At 58.8% G+C, this 15679-nt stretch carries 11 protein-coding genes and 1 tRNA gene; 7 read left to right on the forward strand and 5 right to left on the reverse strand.

Going from position 1 to position 15679, the window contains the following annotated elements; all coding sequences use genetic code 11:
* Positions 1-2: 2 nt before the first annotated feature.
* The 3 genes from gltB to NQ490_RS13635 all read right to left on the reverse strand — a co-directional run bounded on the left by gltB (position 3) and on the right by NQ490_RS13635 (position 6515).
* Positions 3-4553 carry a glutamate synthase large subunit gene (gene gltB, locus NQ490_RS13625; RefSeq protein WP_007046604.1) on the reverse strand — a complete coding sequence of 1517 codons (4551 nt, stop codon included), beginning with the start codon at positions 4551-4553 and terminating at the stop codon, positions 3-5.
* Between the two features lie 244 nt (positions 4554-4797).
* On the reverse strand, positions 4798-5619 hold the full coding sequence (locus tag NQ490_RS13630; RefSeq protein WP_187118508.1) for an Mrp/NBP35 family ATP-binding protein: 822 nt from the start codon (positions 5617-5619) through the stop codon (positions 4798-4800).
* An 86-nt stretch (positions 5620-5705) separates the two neighbouring features.
* Entirely contained in the window at positions 5706-6515 is an 810-nt protein-coding gene (locus tag NQ490_RS13635) for a purine-nucleoside phosphorylase (protein ID WP_007046602.1), read from the reverse strand.
* 115 nt (positions 6516-6630) lie between these two features.
* Here NQ490_RS13635 and NQ490_RS13640 point away from each other — a divergent pair, with 115 nt between their 5' ends.
* Complete coding sequence (locus NQ490_RS13640; RefSeq protein WP_007046601.1) at positions 6631-7941, forward strand: oligosaccharide flippase family protein; 1311 nt, start codon at positions 6631-6633, stop codon at positions 7939-7941.
* A gap of 33 nt (positions 7942-7974) precedes the next feature.
* Here NQ490_RS13640 and NQ490_RS13645 read toward each other — a convergent pair whose 3' ends face one another.
* Together NQ490_RS13645 and NQ490_RS13650 are read right to left on the reverse strand one after the other, a co-directional pair.
* Positions 7975-9750, reverse strand: coding sequence for an ABC transporter ATP-binding protein (locus NQ490_RS13645; RefSeq protein ID WP_007046600.1), 1776 nt, complete (start codon positions 9748-9750; stop codon positions 7975-7977).
* Positions 9751-9835: 85 nt separating this feature from the next.
* Positions 9836-11722 (reverse strand): SGNH/GDSL hydrolase family protein, encoded by a 1887-nt coding sequence (locus NQ490_RS13650; protein ID WP_050764686.1) that lies wholly within the window; start codon positions 11720-11722, stop codon positions 9836-9838.
* A 193-nt stretch (positions 11723-11915) separates the two neighbouring features.
* On the opposite strand from NQ490_RS13650, the gene NQ490_RS13655 reads away from it, so the two are divergent.
* The 6 genes from NQ490_RS13655 (at position 11916) to frr (ending at position 15669) form a co-directional block, all read left to right on the forward strand.
* Positions 11916-11991: transfer RNA gene (locus tag NQ490_RS13655), tRNA-Ala, on the forward strand.
* Between the two features lie 274 nt (positions 11992-12265).
* A complete protein-coding gene (locus NQ490_RS13660; protein WP_007046598.1) occupies positions 12266-12547 on the forward strand; it encodes a hypothetical protein in 282 nt (93 codons plus the stop codon).
* Positions 12548-12606: 59 nt separating this feature from the next.
* On the forward strand, positions 12607-13362 hold the full coding sequence (locus tag NQ490_RS13665) for a response regulator (protein WP_040917620.1): 756 nt from the start codon (positions 12607-12609) through the stop codon (positions 13360-13362).
* A gap of 34 nt (positions 13363-13396) precedes the next feature.
* Positions 13397-14200, forward strand: coding sequence for a sensor histidine kinase (locus NQ490_RS13670; RefSeq protein ID WP_007046596.1), 804 nt, complete (start codon positions 13397-13399; stop codon positions 14198-14200).
* Between the two features lie 153 nt (positions 14201-14353).
* Complete coding sequence (gene pyrH, locus NQ490_RS13675; protein ID WP_007046595.1) at positions 14354-15061, forward strand: UMP kinase; 708 nt, start codon at positions 14354-14356, stop codon at positions 15059-15061.
* 53 nt (positions 15062-15114) lie between these two features.
* Positions 15115-15669 (forward strand): ribosome recycling factor, encoded by a 555-nt coding sequence (gene frr, locus NQ490_RS13680; protein ID WP_007046594.1) that lies wholly within the window; start codon positions 15115-15117, stop codon positions 15667-15669.
* The last annotated feature ends 10 nt before the right edge of the window (positions 15670-15679 follow it).

The following is a 15679-nucleotide window of genomic DNA, read 5'->3' on the forward strand; positions in this document are numbered from 1 at the left end:
CCTTACTTGGCGTTTTTCATTGCGTAGAATGCTTCGATCTGGGCCTGCTCACTGTCTTCGCCCTTCTCTTCCATCTGGGCGATCAGCCGCAGCATCTTGTCGTAGTCATGGGGCAGGACCTTCTTGAACTTGGGCAGATATTCACCGAAGTTCTCCAGAATTTCCTTGCCGCGGGGCGAACCGGTCAGTTCCACATGCTCGCGGATCAGATCCTTCAGCAGCGAAACATCGTACTTGTGCTCCACCGGCTCCAGGCTGACCATGTCCTTGTTGACGCGCTTGTAGAAGTCCCAGTCCTCGTCCAGCACGTAGGCGATACCGCCGCTCATGCCGGCCGCGAAGTTTTTGCCGGTTTTGCCCAGCACGACCACGGTGCCGCCGGTCATATACTCGCAGCCGTGATCACCCACGCCCTCCACCACAGCGGTGGCGCCGGAGTTGCGCACGCAGAAGCGTTCGCCGGCCACGCCGTTGATGAAGGCTTTGCCGCCGGTAGCACCGTACAGCGCCACGTTGCCGATGACGATGTTCTCGCTGCGGTCAAAGGAGGCGTCCTGGGGCGGGTAAACGATGAGTTTGCCGCCGCTCAAGCCTTTGCCCATATAGTCGTTGGAGTCGCCGACCAGCTCCAGGGTCAGACCTTTGGGCAGGAAGGCACCGAAGCTCTGACCGCCGTAGCCGTGGCAGAGCACATGGAAAGTGTCGTCGGGTAGGGTATTGCCGAACTTGGCGGTGATCTCACTGCCGAAGATGGTGCCGAAAGCACGATCGGTGTTGCCCACATCCAGGGTGACGGTCATCGGCTTGGGTTCTGCCATGTCGAAGGATTTCTTGAACTTCTTCATGAGCACCCGCATATCAGGGGTCTTTTCCAAACCGAAGTTGTAGACCGCTTTGGGGTCGAAGTGGATGTTGGTGTCGGGAACCAGAGGATTGCTGAGCAGAGCGCTCAGATCCAGTTCGCTGGCACGGGAGCCGGCGGGCACAGCCTTGACCTTCAGCAGATCGGTACGGCCGACCAGCTCATCCACGGTATGCACGCCGAGTTTTGCCATGTATTCCCGCAGTTCTTCTGCCATGAAACGCATGAAGTTCATGACGTATTCCGGCTTGCCCTTGAACCGCTTGCGCAGCTCGGGGTTCTGGGTGCAGATACCCATGGGGCAGGTGTCCAGATTGCAGACACGCATCATCACGCAGCCCATGACGACCAAGGGACCGGTGCCGAAACCGAATTCCTCGGCACCCAGCAGAGCAGCGATAGCCACATCGCGACCGCTCATCAGCTTGCTGTCGGCCTCGATGCGGACGCGGCTGCGCAGGCCGTTCATGATCAGGCACTGGTGAGCCTCTGCAATACCCAGCTCCCAGGGCAGGCCGGCGTTGTGGATGGAGTTGCGGGGGGCCGCACCGGTACCGCCGTCAAAGCCGGAGATCAGGATGACTTCGGCACCGGCCTTGGCCACACCGGCGGCGATGGTGCCGACACCGGCCTCACTGACCAGCTTGACATTGATGGCAGCCTTGCGGTTGGCGCATTTCAGGTCGTAGATCAGCTGGGCAAGGTCCTCGATGGAGTAAACGTCGTGGTGCGGCGGGGGAGAGATCAGGCCCACACCGGTGGTAGAGTTGCGGGTTTTGGCAACCCAGGGGTAGACCTTGCCACCGGGCAGCTGGCCGCCCTCGCCGGGCTTGGCACCCTGGGCCATTTTGATCTGAATCTCGCTGGCGGAGACCAGGTATTTGCTGGTCACGCCGAAACGGGCGGATGCCACCTGCTTGATGGCGGAGTTGCGCTCGGTGCCGTAGCGGTCCTCGGCCTCGCCGCCTTCACCGGTGTTGGACTTGCCGCCCAGCCGGTTCATGGCGATGGCCATGCATTCGTGGGCTTCCTCGGAAAGGGCGCCGTAGCTCATGGCTGCGGTCTTGAAGCGTTTGACGATGGACTCAACGCTCTCCACTTCCTCCAGCGGGATGCCCTGCTCAGGATAGTTGAACTCCAGCAGGCTGCGCAGATGCATCTCGTCGCCGCCCTCGTTGGCGACGGCCTTGGTGTACTGCTTGAAGGTATCGTAGTTGCCGGTCCAGCAGGCCTGCTGCAGCAGATGGATGGTCTGGGGATTGTACAGATGCTGCTCGGCAGCGGGACCGCTGCGGAACTTGTGGGCACCCAGGCTGGGAAGCTCCCGGTTGATGTCCAGACCCAAGGGGTCGAAAGCTTCCTGATGGCGGGCTTCCAGGTCGTCCTGGATGTCGTGGATGGTGATGCCGCCCACACGGGAGATGGTGTTGGTGAAGTATTTATCCACCACTTCCTTGCTCAGGCCCAGAGCCTCGAAGATCTGGCTGCCGGCGTAGGACTGGATGGTGGAGATGCCCATCTTGGAGGCGATTTTCACGATGCCGGCCAGAACAGCCTTGTTGTAGTCCTGCACGGCGGCGTAATAGTCCTTGTCAAGCAAACCCTCGTCGATGAGGTTGCCGATGGTCTGCTGTGCCAGATAGGGGTTGATGGCGCTGGCGCCATAGCCCAGCAGGGTGGCAAAGTCATGGACCAGACGGGGCTCGCCGCTCTCCAGAATCAGCGCCATGGCGGTACGTTTGCGGGTGCGGACCAGATATTTGCTCACGGCACCCACCGCCAGCAGGCTGGGAATGGCCACATGGTATTCGTCGATCTCACGGTCGGAGAGAATCAGGATGTTGGCGCCGTCGCGGTAGGCGCGGTCGACATCCACGAAGAGACGCTCAATGGCTTTCTCCAGGTCGGTGTTCTTGTAGTAGCAGATGGACAGTGTCTCGACCTTGAAGCCAGGCACGTTCATGGATTTGATCTTGAGCAGGTCGGTCTCGGTAAGGATGGGATTGTCGATCTTGAGGACCTTGCAGTTGTCGGCCTCTTCCTCCAGCAGATTGCCCTGGGCGCCTACATAGACGGTGGTGGAAGTGACGATCTTCTCACGCAGGGCATCGATGGGCGGGTTGGTGACCTGGGCAAACATCTGTTTGAAGTACTCAAACAAAGAAGGCCGGGTGTGGCTCAGCACAGCCAGAGGTGTATCGCTGCCCATGGCGCCGGCCGGTTCGCCGCCGTTCTTCGCCATCGGTAGAATGATGGTAGAGACATCTTCGTACCGGTAGCCGAAGGCCTTCTGCAGCTGGACCAGCTGTTCCTTGTCGTAGATGGGCGCGCGCTTGTTGGGCACTTTCAGGGAGGACAGATTGACCAGGTTGCGGTCCAGCCATTCGCCATAGGGCTGGCGGCTGGCGTAATCGTCCTTCAGTTTCTCATCGTCCACCAGTTCACCTTTCTGGGTGTCTACCAGAAGCATCTTGCCGGGGCGCAGGCGATCCTTGCGGACGATTTCGCTGGCGGGAATATCCAGCACGCCCACCTCGCTGGAGAGGATCAGTCGGCCATCCTTGGTGATGTAGTAGCGGCTGGGGCGCAGACCGTTGCGGTCCAGTACGGCGCCCATCACGTCGCCGTCGCTGAACAGAATGCTGGCGGGGCCGTCCCAGGGCTCCAGCATGGTGGCATAATACTGGTAGAAGTCCCGCTTCTTGGAGTCCATGGCCTGGTTGTTGCTCCAGGGCTCGGGAATGGTCACCATCACAGCCAGAGGCAGATCCATGCCGTTCATGACCATGAATTCCAGGGTGTTGTCCAGCATGGCCGAGTCGGAACCGCCCTGGTTGACGATGGGCAGCACCTTGGTCATGTCATCTTTCAGGTAATTGGAGCCGATGGTTTCCTCACGAGCCAGCATGGTGTCCACGTTTCCGCGGATGGTGTTGATTTCACCGTTGTGCAGGATCAGGCGGTTGGGATGGGCGCGATTCCAGCTGGGGGCCGTGTTGGTGGAGAACCGGCTGTGTACCATGCCGATGGCGGACTCATAATCGGTATCCTGCAGGTCGGGGTAGAACAGGCGCAGCTCCTTGACCAGGAACATGCCCTTGTACACGATGGTACGGCTGGACAGGCTGCAGACGTAGGTGTCGGGGCTGGACTGCTCAAAGACGCGGCGCGCCACGTAGAGGCGGCGGTCAAAGGCGATGCCGGTTTCCAGACGGGCCGGTTTGCCCACAAAGCCCTGCCAGATGCTGGGCATGCAGTCCCGGGCCTTGTGGCCCAGCACTTCGGGGCAGATGGGCACTTCGCGCCAGCCGAGGAACGGCAGGCCCTCTTTTTTGCAGACGATCTCAAACAGTTTCTTGGCCTGATTGCGGCGCAGTTCGTCCTGCGGGAAAAAGAACATGCCAATGCCATATTCCCGCTCCTTGCCCAGCTCAATGCCGAGCTCGGCCGCTACTTTCTGGAAGAACTTGTCACTGATCTGCGTCAGGATGCCGACACCGTCACCGGTTTTGCCCTCGGCATCCTTGCCGGCGCGATGCTCCAGATGTTCGACGATCTGCAGTGCGTCCTCGATGGTTTTATGGGTCTTGCGGCCTTTGATATCGACCACAGCGCCGATGCCACAGTTGTCGTGTTCAAAGCGCGGGTCGTACAGACCGGCAGGGGCTTTGCGTTCGGTAAAATTCTCCATGCTTCGTGTTCGCTCCTTCCCAAGATTACCGCCGCTGCGGCGGTAAACAAAAAGGCGTTCCCTAAGGGTACACTGACCCTTTATGGGAACGTCTTTGTTCTTGCCGCTATCATACCATGAAAAACGGCACTTTACAACACTAAAGCAAAAGAATCTTTAGAAATTAAGAGAAAAACCTTTTGAAAATTAAATCTGCTATTTATAACTTAATTTTCTTCGGCGCAGGCCGGACAAAATCCGGGTTTCACTTAATTAACTTCGCCACGGCATCGGCAGCACCGTTCAAAAAGTCGCCGGCGTACATTTCGATCATACCGGCGTCCGCCTCTTTGGAAAGTTCGGGATCGATGGGCATCTTGGCCAGAACGGGCAGCTGATACTTGCCGGCAATCTCGTCCACATGGCTGTCGCCAAACACGTTGATATGCTTGCCGCAGTCGGGGCAGACGGCGTAGCTCATGTTTTCCACCAGGCCCAGGATCGGCACGTTCATCATCTTGGCCATCTGTACGGCCTTGCCGACGATCATGCCCACCAGTTCCTGGGGGCTGGACACGATGATGATGCCGTCCACCGGCAGCGTCTGGAAGACGGTCAGCGGCACGTCACCGGTTCCCGGAGGCATGTCCACAAACAGGAAATCCACATCCCATACCACTTCCTGCCAGAACTGCTTGACGGCGCCTGCAATAACGGGGCCGCGCCAGACCACCGGGGCTTCGGGATCATCCAGCAGCAGATTGATGCTCATGATCTCGATGCCGGTACGGCTGGCAATGGGGTTGATGGATTCGCCGTCGCCGGTAGCCGGACCTTTTACCCCGAACAGGCGGGGGATAGAGGGACCGGTGATGTCGGCGTCCAGAATGCCGGCCTTGTAGCCAAGGCGGCGCATGGCGACGGCCAGCATGGCGCTGGTCATGCTCTTGCCGACGCCGCCCTTGCCGGACACAACGCCGATGACCTTTTGGATATGGCTTCTCGGGTGGGGCGGCTCATGCTGCGGGGCACGATGATCACAATTCGCACTGCAGGTGCTGCAATCGTGGGTACATTCTTCACTCATGATGTTTTGCTCCTTACCATAAAAATGCGCTCAGGCAACGTATAGTATACCAAAAATGCCCTGTTATTGCAAGGTTGCCGTCGACTTTACATTGCCTCGACAATGCCGCGCACCAGCTGCTGGAACACGGCACCGCGCTGGTTGGCGATCTCGATAACCTCGTCGCCGGACAGCCGCTTTCCCGCCATGCCGGCAGCCATATTGGTAATCAGGCTGAGCCCCAGCACGGGCAGCCCGCAGTGGCTGGCGGCGATGGCTTCGGGGACGGTGCTCATGCCCACGGCATCGGCACCAAGGGTCCGGAAAGCGCGGATCTCGGCGGGGGTCTCAAAGCTGGGGCCCATATAGCCCAGATATACGCCCTTCTGCAGGACCAGGTTCTGTTCGGCGGCAACTTTCAGCGCGACTTCCTGCAGTTCCGGGGCATAGACATGGGTCATATCGCAGAAGCGCGGGCCGATACTGTCATCGTTGGCGCCGCGCAGCGGGTTGGCGCCCATAAAATTGATATGGTCGGTGATGAGCATGAAATCGCCCACGTTGAAATCCCAGTTCACGCCGCCGGCGGCGTTGGTCAGCACCAGGGCAGTACATCCCAGCGCTTTGAATACCCGCACGGGCAGTGCAATGGCACTCATCTCGTGGCCTTCGTAGTAATGGAAACGTCCCTGCATGCAAAGCACATTTTTCCCGCCCAGCCGTCCGGCGACAAACTGTCCGGCATGGCCCGGCGCAGTGGAGATGGGAAAGCCCGGTACCTCCCGGTAGGGGATGACGACGGCGTCCTCAATCTCTTGTGCCAGACCGCCCAGGCCGGAACCCAGCACCAGGGCCAGGTCGGGGGCAAAGGGCAGATGCTCGCGCAGATAGGTGGCAGCGGTATCGACTTCTTTCATGGAAAACCTCCTGCAAATTGTTGGCTTCATTGTACCACCGGGGCCCATGGGTGTGCAAGGAATAATCTGCGGTGTGGGAACATAGGCATGCAAAGGGGAAGAGAGGGGGCACACCATGACAAGACGCCGCGTGTATCTCAAGAATGCAATGCTGCTGACTGCCTCGGGCCTGGTGCTGCGGATGCTGGGCATGGGGTTTCGGGTGGTCCTCTCGGCCTACCTGGGCGGCGAGGGCATGGGGCTGTATCAGCTGATCCTGGCGATGTATATGGTGTTCGTTTCGTTGGCGACAGCCGGCATCAATGTGGCGGCCACCCGGCTGGCGGCGCAGAGTCTGGCGAGGGGGCAGGGAATGTCTGCCACACTGCGAGGTCTGTGTGCAGCGGCGCTGGCTTTCGGTACGGTTGCGATGGTGGCGCAGGCGGTGCTGGCCGGTCCGGCAGCGCGTCTTTTGCTGCACGATGCCCGGGCCGAGACAGCCCTGCGGGTGCTGGCTCCCAGCCTGCCGTTTATGGCGGTGGCAGGGGCATTGCGGGGATGCTTTCTCGCAGCGCGGCGGGTGACGCCCAATGTGGTGGCCCAATTGATCGAACAGCTGGTCCGCATGACGGTGGCGGTAGCGGGATTGCGGGTCATGGCGCAGTGGGGGGCCGGATACGGCTGCGCGGCGGTGGTGTTGGGCAATACGGTTTCGGAAGGTGTATCCTGCTGCCTGATGTTGACTTTCGCGGCCAGGACCCGGGAGTTTGCCCGGCGCAGCAACGAGCCGCTGCACCCGTATACCCGGCGGGAACTGTATGAGATTGTATGGCCGGTGACAGGCAGCCGGCTGCTGGGCAGTGGACTGCAGGCGGTGGAAAGCAGCCTGATCCCGCTGACGCTGTCGCTGTATACCGGCAGCCGTGCAGTGGCCATGACCCAGTACGGCAACTTCAAGGGGATGGCGTTGCCTCTGTTGTTCTTCCCGTTTTCGGTGCTTTCTGCGCTGTCCGGTCTGTTGATGCCGGAGATCACTCGCGCCTATACCCGCGGAGACGGACAGAGCACCCGGCGTTTGATCGTTACGATGCTGAAACTGACCGGAGTGTTTTCTCTGGCGGCAGGGGCCTGTTTTGTGGTGTTTGGCCCGCAGCTGGCCCAGTGGGTGTACCGGGATGCCGAGGTGGGGCGGTATGTGCAGGTGTTGGGCTTTGTGGCGCCCTTCATGTATCTGGAAAGTATGGTGGACGGTGTTCTCAAGGGGCTGGGGGAGCAGCTGGCCACGTTCCGGTATTCTCTGATGGATTCCATTTTCCGGATTGCGGCCATTGCGCTGCTGCTGCCTCGCTACGGCATTATGGCATTTCTCGGCATCATGATTGCCTCCAATCTTTTGACTTTTACCCTCAATACACGTCGTATGCTCAAAGTGGCTGCCGCCGTATAAAAATACCCCGCCGGAAAGGCGGGGGATTGGGATTTACAGGGTCTGACCACTGACAAGTCCGTTCCACAACCGGTAATAGATGCCTTTTTTGGCCAGCAGTTCGGTGTGGGTCCCTTCCTCCTCGATGCCGTCCTTGCCAAGGACAAGGATGCGGTCGGCGTTCTGGATGGTGGTCAGGCGATGGGCGATGGTCAGTGTGGTACGCCCCTTGGCCAGCTTGTCCAGGCTTTGTCCCACGAGAATCTCGCTCTCGTTGTCCAGAGCGCTGGTGGCCTCATCCAGCAAAAGAATGGGTGGATTTTTCAGAAAGACCCGCGCAATGGCAATACGCTGTTTCTGACCGCCGCTGAGTTTGACACCGCGTTCTCCCACATAGGTGTCGTACCCGTCTTTCAGGGCACGCACAAAACCGTCGGCTCCGGCAAGTTTGGCAGCGGTCTCGATTTCCTCCCGGGTGGCGCCGGGCTTGCCATAAGCAATGTTTTCGGCTACGGTGCCGCTGAAGAGGTAGACGTCCTGCTGTACGACGCCGATGGCATCCCGCAGGCTGTGCAGTGTGACATGGCGCACATTCTGCCCGTCAATGAGAATCTCACCGCCGGTTACATCATAGAAGCGGGGGATCAGGTTGCACAATGTCGTTTTGCCGCCGCCGGAAGGCCCTACCAGGGCCAGGCTTTCTCCGGGACGGATACGCAGGTTTACATGGCGCAGGACCTGGTTGTGGTCATCGGGGTATTCAAAACTCACATCCCGGAATTCGATGCCGCCTTCCCGCACCACCAGCGGCTGAGCATCAGGAGCGTCGGCAATGGCCACAGGCGTGTCCATGATCTCCAGAAACCGCTCGATGCCGGTCATGCCCCGCTGGAATTGCTCGGCAAATTCCACGATGCGGCGGATGGTGGCAATCAGGGTGGAAACATACAGCACATAGGCGACGAGGTCGCCGGCGTTGATGGCGCCATAGACCAGGGCAAGACCGCCGGCCAGGATAACAACCAGGTACATCAGGCCGTCGAACAGGCGGGTAGAGGTGTTGAAGGCGGCCATGGCGTGGTAAGTCAGCGTTTTGATGCGCTCAAACGCACGGTTGCCTTCGGCAAATTTTTCCCGCTCCTGTTCCTCAGCGGCGAAGGCTTTGACCACCCGCTGCCCCAGCAGGCTGTCCTCAATGGTGGCGTTGAGCTCGCCGATCTGAAAGCGCTGCTGCCGGAACCGGGCCCGCAGTTTGAGATTGAGACAGACCGAAACAACACCCATCAGCGGAACACAGGCGAATACCACCAGCGTCAGCGGGATGCTGGCCTGACAGAGAATCACAAAGGAAGCTACAATCTTGATAAAGGCGATGAAAAATTCCTCGGGACAGTGATGGGCAAATTCCGTTACATCGAACAGATCGTTGGTGATTCGTCCCATGATCTGGCCGACTTTGGTGTTGTTGTAGTAGGTATGGTCCAGCCGCAGCAGATGATCGAAGGCATCCCGGCGCATATCGGTCTCGATATGCACGCCCATAATGTGCCCGATACCGGACATGAAATAGCTGGCGGCGCCGTCGATGATGCGCAGCACGAAATACAGAGCGGCCAGTCGCAGAACAGCCTGTACAGTCAGTGCAGCCCCCTGACCGGAAGCGGCGTTGGTCAAGGTGCCCATGATCTTGGGCAGAACGATATCGCACAAGGTGGTCAGAGCGGCACAGAATAAATCGAAAAACAGGATGCCCTTGTATTTCATCAGGTAGGGCAGGAACCGGCGCATCAATTCGCCGCTGCCGCCTTGTTTCTTGGGGGAAGAATCCATGGTAAAGTCCTCATTTCTTTGTGTTGCATAGAAAGACCGCTCCCGCAAGGGAGCGGTCCGAAGCAAATGTTACTGTATGGTGGTGTCAGCCTTGCTCAGAAGAAGCCGGGACACTTTCCGCTTGTATTTCAGGCTCTGGCTCGGCGGGCGGCTCGGGGGCAGGAGCGCCTCCATCGCCGCCTTCGCCTCCGGAGGAGCTGCTTTCGGAGGAACCTGCAGAACTGTTGTCGGTGGAACTGCTGCTCTCGGAAGGTGCTGTCTCTGTAGAACTGCTGCTTTCCGTTGAACTACTGGAACCGTCTCCGCTGGGGGGCGGGGTCCCGGGATCGGTAGACGTTGCAGGTGGAGCAGTGGCCGCTGGCGCTTCCTGCAGCAGCACTCCGCATCGGCCGCAGACCACACTGCTGTCACCCTGTGTCACGGGCTGGTGCCCCAGAGCACTCTGGCCGTAGGTGGTGGTCTGCGCACCGCAGCTGCATTTCAATTGGATGACCTCGGCGCTGGTGCAGGTTGCAGGCGTGTCGCTCACCACAATGTTGTAATTGTGGGTGTGCGCAATGGTTTCACTCTTGGTCTGGCCGCAGCGACGGCAGGTGTATACCATCTGATCCCCCTGCTGGCTGCCACCATCCCAATCGTGGCCCAGTGCAGGAATATCCTTCTCAATGATCTCCCCGCAGATGCTGCACTTGTATTTGGCACTGCCCGCATTCAGGCAGGTGGGAGCCACGGCGGTGCCGCTTACCTCCACATATTGATGCTCATGGGCATCCGCCTGAAAATGAGCCGTCAGGACCACACCGCCGGCGTTGGCGTCAGAGGGCATGGTGAACTGAATGGTAGCGCTGCTGTAGCTGCCGCCGGTGCTGGAAGTCCATCCGGCAAAAACGAAGCCTTCTTTCGCAACCGCAGTGACGGCGCTGGCGGTGCCGCCCTTCTTGACAAGCTGGCTGGTGGACCCGGACAGGGTACCGCCATTGGTGGCCACGAATTCCAGGGGAACTTTGGCGCCGCGCACGGCAATGGGGTCTTCGGAGATCAGGTTGGCCGGGACGCCGTCGGGGGTGGGAATGGTGCCCAGCGGCTGGGGACGGCGGTCTTCGGTCACATAGGCGTGAGTCCGCACATAATTGAAGTAGGCGGTTACAGCAGCCTTGGACAGATGCACCCCATCCGAAAGGGTGTAATCCGTCTTGGCCCAGCCGGTGGTGCTGTCCCGCAGCACTTCGGAACTGTTCAGAAACTTGAAGCCGTTTTCCTCACACATGGTCACCAGGGCGGCGTTGTAGGCGTCCACCTGGGTCATGGTGAGATTGGTGTTTTCCCGCTGTTTGTCCAGCGGCGGGATTGCACTGACAATGATGTCGCAGTATGGCCAGGCCGTCTGGATGGCCTGCAGGCCTTTTAAGTAGGTGGAGATGAAATTGGTGGCGTCTGTGGAGGAACCGCTGAGATTGTTGGTACCATAGCAGATGATGATGCGTTTGGGCTTGAGCATGGCCACCGCCTCTGGTACGGTGTACATGGTGGAGGAGCCTTTGAATTTCTCACACTTGAGGGTGGTGATGGCACCGGCTCCCATGCTCACCACACCGATGTTGTTGTTCAGCGATGTGAATGCTTGTCCGGTCTCGTCGGCATACATCAGGTACCGGGCGGTGTTGGAATCGCCGATGAACAGTGTTTCGTCCACATAGCTGCGCCCGGCGTCCTCTGTCTGCGGCAGAACGGTGCCCACCGCGGCGGTTTCCACGGCCAGGTCGGCGGCGTGAGGAATTTCCGCCGTCTCGGCAGAGGCGGTCTCGGCCGTTTCGGCGGTAGCCTGATCGAAATTTCCTTCCGGCGCGGGCTTGCCGTTCAGGGCGATGATCAGAAGACAGCAAAACACCACGATGGCCCCGGCGCAGCCGGCAGCCGTCAGGAGCAGTTTGCGGTTCCAGCTTTCCCAGGGGGCGAAGGACGGCAATTTCATCCAGAAACACTCCTCATAAAACCGATTTGCTCTAATCATACACCATTTGCGCGGCGGGCGCAAACCATTCCGACAGAAAAAAGGCGTCCGGGTCGATCTTTTTACAACTTCGGATTTGTTCATCCCATTTTTTTGGCAGCACCCCTTGACAATTTTCCGGGAATGCGGTAGACTATTCAAGTCGGAAAAATTTGGGCCTGTAGCTCAGTTGGGAGAGCGTTCGGTTCGCATCCGAGAGGTCAAGGGTTCGAATCCCTCCAGGTCCACCAAAAAGATCCGCACTGCATGCAGTGCGGATCTTTTTTTGTTGCCCGATGGGAGATGGTTTTCACCAAATTTTCTCATAAAACGTTCCCATTTTGCACTTTTTGTGCTATACTGAATCAAAACACACTTTTTTTGCGCTTCGCGTAGGAAAACGTAGGTTCGGTGTGGATTGAATCCTTTCCCTGTTTGCCCTATAGTACCTTATTAAAGGAGGTCTGTACCGCGGCAGGCTCTCCTGGGATTTCGGTTTCGTATAGTGGAGAGGATGAAGAATTCATGGAACAAGCCGGACAGGAATATCTGGCCGTTTACCGGCGGGATTTTTCGGAGCTGGAGGGGCTGCAAAAGGCGGAACAGGTGACCTATGCGCTGCAGCGTGCCGGTCATGCGCTGTGTTTTCATGCCAAGCGCAGAACGTCCGCAGAAGATGTTTCCTGCAGTTTGTGCGGATTGGATGAGGCATTTGCCGGTCGGCTGCTGTGTTACATGTACGAGAATGCGGTGGCACCGGAACAACTCCCCGACGTTTTGCGGGACCTGTGCGGAACGGCGGTGTAATGGCCATGCAAGGGACGTTGGAAAGGGGCCGGAGCGCTCCGGAAAGAGGAACAGCCGCGATGCAGCCGCTGGTACAAAAGAAGACGGTGATAGCAGCCTTTGTGGCCGAGGCCCGTATGGAGCGGGACTGCATCCGCCTCTATGCACAGACCCACCCTGAAGTTTGTGCGGCGGCGGTACTGTCCGGTGGGCGGGAGCTGTTGCAGCAGCTGCGCTGCGGTCTTACACCGCAGGTCCTGGTGCTGGATGTACTGTTGGCGGATATGGGAATCCTTTCTTTGATGGAGGCCATCCACGAGCTGCATTTGGAGCCGGAGCCGGTTATTCTGCTCACGGTCCCGGTGCCGGAACAGACGGCTGCGCGCCGGGCTATGCAGATTTTTGAGGACTGCCAGATCCTTCTCAAACCATACCGCCTCAAGGATTTGTTTGACCAGGTTTATCTGCTGGGAGCAGGTGCGGACCAGTATCGTTTGTACCGGGCACGGGGATTCTGCAGACGCTGCCTGCAGCAGATGCATGGTGATCCGGCCATGAGTGGCTGTGACTATCTGGAGCAGATGCTGCTGTACGCATATACGGCAGACCGGCCCTGTTCTGCGGCCGCGCTTTATCAGATGGTAGCGCAGGACAACAACACGCAGGAGGCCAGCGTTGCGGCGGCAGTCATGCGGTTGTCGCGCAAGATGTGGCAGCAGGGAACACCGCTGTACCGGCAGCTGTGTCTGCGGTGCGGACTGCCGGAAGATGCAGTGCTGCCCAATGGCAAGTTGCTCAAAGGAATGCTGGAACTGCTGAAGCAGGAGATCATATAAAGCCAACCGGGCCCGGAAAGGGGAGGAACACGGCATGCAGGCAAACGAAAAGGAACTGGCGATGGCGCTGCGCGGCGGACTGCGCGGACGCTTCCGCCAGTCGTTCCATCTGCTGGAGAATGCCTTTGAAGTGTTGGACGACCAGATGGCCCATTGTGTGACGCCGTCCGAATATGAAACGCTCCGCCCGCTTTTGCGGCAGATCACCGAACAGCTTTTGACCCTGCAGCGTCTGGGAAACCACGCGGCGGATGCGGCCGTTGCGCCGGTTCTGCATCAGGTCTGTGCGCCGCGCCCCATGGAATTGCTGGGACAGTTGCGGGAACTGGCAGCTTTCTGCAATGAGATTTTGCTGCAGGAAACGGTGGATGCTTCGGTCTCGGTGGAAGCACCGGATTCGATGCCGGTTTTGCTGACCATGGGAGACGATACCCTTCTCAACGGGTTGCTGGCCAATCTGGTTTCCAACTCTCTGGCGGCAGGCCGACCTGTGAAGATCACGCTGTCCTGTGAGCCGGGACTGTTTTACTATCGGGACAACGGGCCGGGCCTGCCGGAAGACGCAGCGGGGCTGCTGGAAGGCGGCGTTTGGAGCGAGCATCTGCTGGAGCAGGGCGGATTGGGACTTCCGCTGATTCGCGCCTATGCAGCGGCGATGGGCTGGACTCTCGCGGTGGAACGGGGGCAGGGGACCTGCCTTCGGTTCACATTGCCGTCCTGTGCGGTGGATTTGGGGAGTATGATGCTGGAATCGGCAGCGGCTGCGCCCGCACAGCGGGAACGGCGCCGCCGCGCGCTTCAGCTGGAACTCTATCCGCTTCTGCAGCCTCCTCAATAGTTTTTATGGGCATCACCCGCGGGGGTGGTGCTCTTTTTTTTCGGCGGCGCTTTACTTTACCTGCAATCTATTGTAAAATACTATACAAATAACAATGGTTTATTGTGCCCATGCGGCATAAAACCGTACTAAACAACAGGTGGTGTAATCATTATGGGGATTCAATACAAACGCATCCTGCTGAAAGTCAGCGGCGAGGCCCTTTCCGGCCCCAAGGGAACCGGCTTTGACGAAGCGACCATCGCTTCCATCTGCGCCGGCATCAAGGCGGCGCACGAACTTGGCGCCCAGATCGGCATTGTGGTAGGCGGCGGCAACTTCTGGCGTGGCCGCTCCAGTGGAAAGATGGATCGGATGGATGCCGACAAAATCGGCATGTTGGCCACGGTCATGAATGCGCTGGCTGTCAAGGATGCCCTGCGGCAGCAGGGGGTGCCCGCGGTGGTCATGACCAGTTCTTTCATGCCGCAGGTGGCGGAAGTTTTTACCAGTGACAAAGCCATTGCTGCCCTGGAAAGCGGTAAGATCGTTGTCTTCGGCGGCGGGACCGGCAACCCGATCTTCTCGACAGATACGGCCTCGGCACTGCGTGCGCTGGAGATCGGCGCTGACGCTATGTTCAAGGCGACGATGGTGGATGGGGTATACGACAAGGATCCGCATAAATATTCCGATGCGGTGCGCTATGACACCCTGACTTTCACCCGGGTGCTGGATGAGCGCCTGGCGGTGATGGATTCCACTGCGGCAACGCTGTGCCGTGACAATGGTCTGCCCATCGTTGTCTTTGATCTGGGCGAGCCGGCCAACATTGCAAAAGCCGTGCAGGGCGAGCGTGTGGGAACCATCGTCAAAGAGTAAGAAAAATTCATAAAATGTGCCTATACTACTATAAAAACTAAGGAGAAATTGCCATGAGCAGCACGACCAAACCTTTTGAAGAAAAGATGAACGCCAGCGTGGACCATCTGGTCCGGGAGCTGGCTTCGATCCGCGCCGGCCGCGCCAACCCTGCGGTTCTCGACCGCGTCACGGTGGATTATTACGGCAGCCCCACGCCGATCAACCAGATCGCCGCTGTGTCCGTGGCGGAAGCACGGATCCTGACCATCACCCCCTGGGACCGCCAGATGCTCAAGCCCATCTCCAAGGCGATCCAGACCAGTGATATCGGCATCAATCCCATTGATGACGGTCAGGTGATTCGGCTGGTGTTCCCGGCCCCCACCGAGGAACGCCGCAAACAGCTGACCAAGGATGTTCAGAAACAGGGCGAGGAAGCCAAGGTCGCGGTGCGCAACGTCCGCCGCGATGCCATGGATAAGTTCAAGGCCATGAAGAAGGCCGGCGAACTGACCGAGGATGACCAGAAGAAACTGGAGGAAGAAACCCAGAAACTGACCGACAAGTACGTCAAGATGATTGACGAGACTTGTGCTGCCAAGAACAAGGAAATCATGGAAGTCTGATTGCATCGGA

This window comes from Subdoligranulum variabile, assembly GCF_025152575.1.
Lineage (GTDB): Bacteria > Bacillota > Clostridia > Oscillospirales > Ruminococcaceae > Gemmiger > Gemmiger variabilis.